Raw genomic sequence first — 7,766 nt, 5'->3', positions numbered from 1 at the left:
CATCAAACATTTCAAAATAACTACTTGGCTTAACGCAGTCATTGCACTGATTTTATACTTTCTTAACTTATAAGAAAAACTTGGCTTTTCGCCAAGTAATTGCGAAAACCTTAGTTTCTACATATACATTGTACTTAAAAATGTTCGCTACGTTGCTTAGTCGACTAAGCTAAAGTTTTATATCTTCCTAACGTGAAGAGCAAAAGCGTAAGCACCCGATTAGAAACATAGCGACTGGAGCGAGTCAATGGAGATAAAGAAATTATGGTGTGCTTTCTAGCCAATGATGACTTATCGCAGAAAGATTCGTGAAGTCGTTTAGTTTCTGGGCTCTGGAGCTAGGCGCGACCCAACACGCCCATATCCACATGGACAAATTTTATAATTCCTAGACAAAAAAGTAAGGCTGGAGGAATCACCAGCCTTACTATTATAACTTATTTGAATGATGCATAACCATCATCAAGCATAACAATACTTCCATTAATAACATCTGCTTCTTTTAGTGATAGTAAATAGACAGCATTAGCAATGGCCTCTGGTTGAATCAACTGCTCGCGCATTTGCTGTTTCTTCAAATGTTCCAACATCCCTTTATCTTTATAACCTTGAATAATTGGCGTATCAACCCCACCTGGAGCAACACCAACTACGCGAATAGCAAATGGTGCGAGCTCTAGTGCTGCAGTTTGTGTCATCATTCGTACTGCACCCTTACTTGCTTGATAAGCAAATGTACCTTTATTTGCCATATAACCGAATACGGAAGCAGTGTTAATAATAACACCATTTACATTCAATTCCTTCATTTTACGACCTGCTGCGAAGATTCCATATGCCACACCGTGTTGATTCACACCTATTGTTTTATGATAAGAATCTATATTCGGCTCAAGGATTGATCCCATATCGCCAATTCCAGCATTATTAAACATTACATCTATGGATCCATATAACTCCACTGCTTTATTCACTAGGTTTTGTACGTCCTCTTGTTTGGAAACATCTGTTTTTATGAATGTAGCTTTACCGCCATCTTTAGTAATTTGCTTAGCTATATCTTGACCACTTCCATTCAAATCAGCAACTACTACCTTATCCCCTTCTTGCGCAAATTTTAACGCAGTTGCACGTCCAATTCCACTTGCGGCACCTGTTATAACTACTACTCTATCTGCCATCAAAGACACCCCTTTATCTTATTCACTAAAAAGTAAGTAAGTATTCACTTACTTTTTATAATACTAGCATACGCCTTTTTTTATAGATAAGCAATTATGTGAACTGGATAACCTAATGATGGCGGTATCATTTTTAGGGGTTATCCTGTCAATTATATACGGAATAAACAGTAATAGAAAAGTGCAAGCGCAATTTGAGAAGGTAGCTTATCATCCATCAACCCAAATTAGCAGCTTGCACGTAATAAAAATTTTTTCATATAGCTGATAGTAAGCCCTCCGTTTCAATAGTTCGAGTAGTCGTATTGTCGACTACTAGTAAAGCGTTGATTCGTTTTGGCCTACATAGAATTATAATATAAAGATTGTTGCTAGTAGCGGACCACTTTCGTTATACCTCAGAAGGACTAAAGTAACCTTAACTTTATTTTTTAAAGATTCCTTTCAACACAAAGGCAACGTTGGCAGGTCGTTCTGCTAAGCGACGCATATTATATCCAAACCAATCGTCACCATAAGGCATATAAACACGCACCTTATACCCCTCTTCAATCAATCGTTCTTGAAGTTCAATTCGGATACCATACAGCATTTGAAACTCAAATTGATCTCTGGGAATAGCATGTGTTTTTTCCAGTTCTTTTGTATATGCAATAATATCATCATCATGTGTAGCTACAGCTGTGTAGTTACCATTTAACAGATTCTTCTTAATGATCTTTTTATAATTCTCATCGACATCCTGTTTATTTGGAAAGGCAACCTTTTCGGATTCTTTATAAGCACCTTTTACAAGCCGCAAATATGGGTTAAACTCATTTAGTGCATCTAAATCCTCTTCTACACGATAAAGATAAGCTTGTAGTACCGTTCCAAGATTATCAAATTCCTGCCTCAATGATTTAAAAATGGTTAACGTTTGTTCCGTTCGTTCATAATCTTCCATATCAATTGTGACAATGACTCCATACTCTTTCCCTGTCTGTAGTATTCTACGCATATTTCCCATGACAAGCTCATAAGAAATATCCATACCAAGTGAGGTTAATTTCAACGACAATTGTGCATTCAGATCTTTTTCCGCAATGACCTTAATTGCATGAATGCATTCCTCAGTAGATTGCCTCGCTTCTTCTTCATTGTCAATGAATTCTCCCAAGTGATCGACAGTTACTTCAAACCCCTTATCGTTTAATTCTTTAATCTTCTCAGCTGCACCATTAATATCTACTCCTGCGACAAATCGTGATGCTCCAAACCGAAAACCGTATTTCTTTGCTGCTTTCGTTAGTGGTTTATTATTTGATAAAAATAAAAAGAAATTACGCATGATTTGTTCCACGTTGATCCTCCCCCAAACTTCACTAATTTTCTAAAAAATATGTTCAAAAGATCAGGTAAAAAGGAATTCGCTCTTCCTTTTTACCTTTCTTTTTGAACATGCATTTCCACTTCATTATTTGTAAAGCATTGCAGGAAAGATAGTTAATGTATTATTTACAGCATTTCAGAACTTGTTTTACCTTGCATATGATGGATAAGATAATCTGGTCCACCTGCTTTTGAATCTGTTCCAGACATGTTAAATCCACCAAATGGCTGATAGCCTACAATGGCTGCTGTACAACCGCGATTGAAGTACAGGTTACCTACATGAAAATCCTGACGTGCTTGTTCTTGATGCGTACGATTATTTGTAATTACTGCACCAGTTAAGCCATACTCGGTATTGTTGGCTATATCAATGGCCTCATCAAAACTTTTCGCCTTCGTTAATGCAACCACAGGTCCAAATATTTCTTCTTGCATGATACGAGCCTCTGGATCAACATCTCCAAACACCGTTGGATTTACAAACCAGCCTTTGCTGTCGTCACCTGTACCACCGACTAATAAGTCTCCTTCTTTCTTCCCAACCTCGATATAATCCATAATTTTATCATAAGCTCCTTGATCAATGACCGGACCCATGAAATGGGAATTATCATAAGGATTTCCTGCCGATAACTCGCTGGTAAGTTCTACAACTCTATTTTTCACTTCATCATAGACATCTTCATGAATGACAGCGCGAGAACATGCTGAACATTTCTGTCCAGAAAATCCAAAAGCGGATTGTACAATTGATTCAGCTGCTAATTCTAAATCTGCTTCATTATCAACAACAATAGTATCTTTTCCACCCATTTCAATAATTGTTCGTTTCAACCATTTCTGACCTTCTTGTACTTTTGCCGCACGTTCAAAAATACGGGTACCTACATCACGAGAACCAGTAAAACTTATGAAACGCGTACGTGGGTGATCAACTAAATAATCGCCTACTTCTTTCCCAGGACCAGGAATGTAGTTAATAACTCCTGCTGGCATTCCTGCTTCTTCCAATACTTCCATCAGTTTATAAGCGATAACTGGAGTCGCACTTGCTGGTTTCAATAAAACGGTATTTCCAGTTACCATTGCTGCTACAGTAGTACCTGCCATAATCGCAAACAAGAAGTTCCAAGGAGAAATAACCACACCTACGCCTAATGGAATGTAATGATATTGGTTATATTCAATTGGACGGCTATTCACTTTAACTCCATCTTTTAATTCAAGCATTTGACGTCCGTAATATTCTAGGAAATCAATAGCTTCTGCTGTATCTGCATCTGCTTCCTTCCATGGTTTACCGCCTTCTTTGATTAAATGGGCAGTGAACTCATGCTTTCTGCGACGAATGATCGCAGCAGATCTAAATAAGATATCTGCACGGAATTTCGGATCCGATTTTCTCCAAGTTTCAAACGTTTTATCTGCAACTTGCATTGCTTTCTCAGCTAATTCTTTATTTGCTTTAGAAACATAGCCAATTACTTCCTCTTTATCGGCAGGATTAACAGAAACGATTTTTTCCTCTGTTGTAATACGTTCACCACCAATAATTAATGGGTATTCCTTACCTAAATCCTTCTCTACCTTTTTCAATGCAGCTAGCATTTGCTGTCTATTCTCTTCCACCGTAAAATCTGTAAAGGGTTCATGTGTATAAGGTACGACCATGTATAAAAACCTCCTAAATATAGTTTACTAGTTTCCAATTATTGAAAACGTTTTCAACATCAATGAAAATAATCAACCCTTAAGCGTATACATTGCTCATTAATTTAACTATTACTGTAATCAATAAGATGGCTAGCCTGTTACGGGTTGTTCATTAATGCTCAGAAGAAACTCTAAAAGCTAAAGCTGTTGTGAAATTTGAACTAAGAAAATTTTCTAATAATTTAAAGCGAAACTATTTAAGTATTACTTAAATTATGTTTAAATAAATTATAAGATATTTTTTGCTTTTTCGTCAACTGTTTTCTCATACAATTCTATAAAACTAGGCAAAAAGGACTATCAAAATATTCACAAAGTCTAAGCTGATCTTTTATATCTACAAGTTATCAATTGGGATAAGGGGAGAAATAAACCATGAACCACACACAAAACCTTGGAAGTAAAGTGAAGAACCTACGAAAACAAAAAAAATTAACACTAAAACAAGTTTCTGAAAAAACCGGACTTTCCATTAGTTTTTTATCACAATTGGAGCATTCCAAAACTTCTGCTACCCTTCTATCTTTAAAACGAATTTCTGAAGCACTTGGAGTGAATCCAAGTTATTTCTTCTCATCATCTATGGATAACTCACGATCAGCAATCACAAGAAATATTGTTGATATGGCAAACTTAACTGAAAATCGATTTATTTATAAGGATTTAACCGGAGGAATGGAGAACCCACTTTTTGTTCCGAATCTTATCATTCTTAACCCAGGAGATAATCGAGGCAATAATTTTTCACACAAAGGACAGGAGTTTCTATATGTGTTAGAAGGCACGCTTACCATTGAAGTTGATTATGAGGAAGCCATTTTACAACCATATGATTGTATATTCTTAGATTCTTCAACACCACATAATTGGTATAATTATACGGACAAACCAATAAAGTTCCTATGTATTTCTTCCAGAGAATAGATATTCCATAAAGTACATGTTGATACAGCAATCTAGACCTTTGAATACTCCTGTTGGGGTGGCTGCCGTGTAAAGCCTAAAATAATTGGATTCATCCACAGGAGTCGGTCAGCCAAATCAGTTGCTCAAGAGGAGGCTGTCTTTTGGGACAGCTCCTTGTCTGATTACAAATGATTATCGATAAACACTGTTAGTACCCTCGCTGGTTCATTATTAACGGGAATAAATAAATGTGACTTATTTCCTTTAAAAAAAGCACTATCTCCTTTTTCCATGTAATGCTTCTCATCTTCATAAAGTAAATGGATAGCTCCCTCTAAAATATAAATAAACTCATCTTGGGAGTGCGTATAGGTCTCTTCGCGGACATTCATATCCCGAGGAGTTACATGAACAATAGTAGGTTCAATTCCTGTAAACCGCGAACGATTTGCCAGCAATTCATAGGAGTAACCCATATTCTCATCACCTACTTTAAATTGCCGTTCTGTATGAGGGAGTAAAACAAGATCTCGATCATCATGATCATCCAAAATCCAGGTTAGTGGTACTTCTAATTCTTCACTAATTTTGGATAAAGTGGCAATTGCTGAAGCTGTCTGTCCATTTTCAATTTTAGATAAAAGGCTTTTGGAGATTCCACATGCTTCCGCTACCTGCTGTTGTGTTTTTTTCATACGCAAGCGCATTTGCTTAATTTTCTTACCTATATTATTAAGATTTATTGCAATTCTCTCCTTCCGCTAGTGGTCACACGTTCTATAAACTTCTTTAATGATAGAATAGAACGAAACTATCGTCAATCCGAACATACAGATAATCACTGCCTATAGATTTAATCACATACAAGCAGAGTGTGCTGTTTTTTTAGCTAGTTCTGTTTACTTTGCTAATATTAACGGGTCAAAGCACCCTTCCTTTCGTTAGGTAACATCACCATTTAAAAAAATGAATGATAAAGCACCCAACTACATTCCGAATATACTGATATGCTCGAAAGGTAATTCGGAGTTACTTTATCTTCATTCATTCAAAATGGTTTAATATAAGCGGCTACTAATATGCTTTCTTACTTCCACACATCCTTAGCGATATCTACTACATGTCTAACCTTATTCCATTGCTCTTCTTCTGTTATCAGATTACCTTCTTCTGTAGAAGCGAAACCGCATTGCGGACTAAGACAGAGCTGTTCATACGGAAGGTAGTTAGCAGCTTCAGCAATACGTTTCTTAATAACATCTTTATCTTCCAGCTCTGGGAACTTAGAAGTAACTAATCCTAAGACTACACAAAGATCATCTCTGTTCACATAGGATAAAGGCTCGAAACCTCCAGATCGCTCGTCATCAAATTCAAGGAAAAGCCCGTCCACATTCAACCCAGCGAAAATGGTTTCAGAAACAGCATCATAAGAACCTGTACTGAAATAATGGGAACGATAATTGCCTCGACAAATATGCATGGTGATAAGTAAATCTTTAGGCCTTTCAGCAATCGATTCATTAATCACACGTTTGCAAATATCCCTTAGTTTTTCTGGATTCATGCCCTTTGCTTGCAGTGAGGAAATCCCTTCTTCTGATAGAAAGGATGCCCATGATGTGTCATCTAACTGAAGGTAACGACAACCTGCATCATAAAATGCCTGAATTGCTTGTTGATAAGCCATAATCACATCTGGAACAAGGTCTTCGATTGTTTGATAAATATCTGTATCAAATCCAGCACGAACGAGTAACATGTTCGGACTTGGGATCGTCTGTTTGGCAACATGACGGTTCCCTACCACTTCATTCAGAAACTTAAAATCTGCGAGAAATGGATGCTCTTTATTAAACTCCACCTTTCCAGTAACATGAATGGAATGCTTTTTTGTCTCAATTCCAGCAAATTTCAAGCCATTATTTGGCTCAAATCCCTCAACACCATTTAAATTCTCTAAAAAGTCGAAATGCCACCAAGAACGCCGAAGTTCTCCATCGGTTATAGCCATTAGCCCAGCTGCCTTTTGTTTCTCTACTAGCTTAATAATTTCTGCATCTTCAATTGCTCTTCGTTGTTTTTCACTAATTTCTCCTTTAGCATATTGAGATCTCGCGTGCTTGATACGATCTGTTCTTAGAAAGCTACCTACATGATCTCCTTTGAAAGGTGCTATTCGTTCTACTGCTGTTGTCAATGTATCCACTCCTTTATAGTTATAAAAAGGCTGAGACAAAAGAATGAAGAAACAATTAAAAACGAACAATGATTGGTTGAAAATTAATTATCGTTCGTATTGATCAGAATCATTCATTTAGCACCTGAAATAAGCGAGACTCCGGCCGTAACACCACGAGTCCGAAGATCCACTAGAAAAAGCGTTTTCCTTACCAAGTTAGCTGAGACCGTTCCCGCGGAAAGCGAGTATATTTCACGATGCTGGAATGATACTCCTATTGATAACATGATTATTCATATTTTGAGTAAATAAGTGTGTTTTGCCTCAGCCTCGTTAAAAAGGGGCTGGGACAAAACCCAGTAACTGAAAAAAGTGGTACGCCAATTTAGGGCGTATCACTTTTTTTACTT

At 37.0% G+C, this 7,766-nt stretch carries 6 protein-coding genes; 1 reads left to right on the top strand and 5 read right to left on the bottom strand.

Features of this window, described 5'->3' with window-relative positions:
- Positions 1–437: 437 nt before the first annotated feature.
- The 3 genes from ABDZ84_RS16485 to pruA all read right to left on the bottom strand — a co-directional run bounded on the left by ABDZ84_RS16485 (position 438) and on the right by pruA (position 4,226).
- On the bottom strand, positions 438–1,181 hold the full coding sequence (locus ABDZ84_RS16485; RefSeq protein ID WP_026679814.1) for an SDR family NAD(P)-dependent oxidoreductase: 744 nt from the start codon (positions 1,179–1,181) through the stop codon (positions 438–440).
- Between the two features lie 424 nt (positions 1,182–1,605).
- On the bottom strand, positions 1,606–2,523 hold the full coding sequence (locus tag ABDZ84_RS16480) for a proline dehydrogenase family protein (RefSeq protein WP_026679813.1): 918 nt from the start codon (positions 2,521–2,523) through the stop codon (positions 1,606–1,608).
- Positions 2,524–2,678: 155 nt separating this feature from the next.
- The gene (pruA, locus tag ABDZ84_RS16475) at positions 2,679–4,226 is read right to left on the bottom strand and encodes an L-glutamate gamma-semialdehyde dehydrogenase (RefSeq protein ID WP_026679812.1); all 1,548 of its coding nucleotides are present in this window, start codon (positions 4,224–4,226) and stop codon (positions 2,679–2,681) included.
- Positions 4,227–4,643: 417 nt separating this feature from the next.
- On the opposite strand from pruA, the gene ABDZ84_RS16470 reads away from it, so the two are divergent.
- The gene (locus ABDZ84_RS16470; protein WP_026679811.1) at positions 4,644–5,192 is read left to right on the top strand and encodes a helix-turn-helix domain-containing protein; all 549 of its coding nucleotides are present in this window, start codon (positions 4,644–4,646) and stop codon (positions 5,190–5,192) included.
- A 164-nt stretch (positions 5,193–5,356) separates the two neighbouring features.
- On the opposite strand, the gene ABDZ84_RS16465 is transcribed toward ABDZ84_RS16470, so the two are convergent.
- Entirely contained in the window at positions 5,357–5,890 is a 534-nt protein-coding gene (locus tag ABDZ84_RS16465; RefSeq protein ID WP_258469461.1) for a helix-turn-helix domain-containing protein, read from the bottom strand.
- 371 nt (positions 5,891–6,261) lie between these two features.
- The gene (locus tag ABDZ84_RS16460) at positions 6,262–7,374 is read right to left on the bottom strand and encodes a 5-methyltetrahydropteroyltriglutamate--homocysteine S-methyltransferase (protein ID WP_026679809.1); all 1,113 of its coding nucleotides are present in this window, start codon (positions 7,372–7,374) and stop codon (positions 6,262–6,264) included.
- Positions 7,375–7,766 lie beyond the last annotated feature (392 nt).

The organism is Virgibacillus salarius, assembly GCF_039521925.1.
Taxonomy (GTDB): Bacteria; Bacillota; Bacilli; order Bacillales; family Amphibacillaceae; genus Virgibacillus; species Virgibacillus salarius.
The sequence above is the reverse complement of the archived record's forward strand: the minus strand, read 5'-3'. Positions and strand labels throughout refer to the sequence as shown.

Coding starts and splice junctions, on each gene's coding strand:
- ABDZ84_RS16485 (WP_026679814.1), bottom strand. CDS start 1,181: ATGGCAGATAGAGTAGTAGTTATAACAGGTGCCGCAAGTGGAATTGGA.
- pruA (WP_026679812.1), bottom strand. CDS start 4,226: ATGGTCGTACCTTATACACATGAACCCTTTACAGATTTTACGGTGGAA.
- ABDZ84_RS16470 (WP_026679811.1), top strand. CDS start 4,644: ATGAACCACACACAAAACCTTGGAAGTAAAGTGAAGAACCTACGAAAA.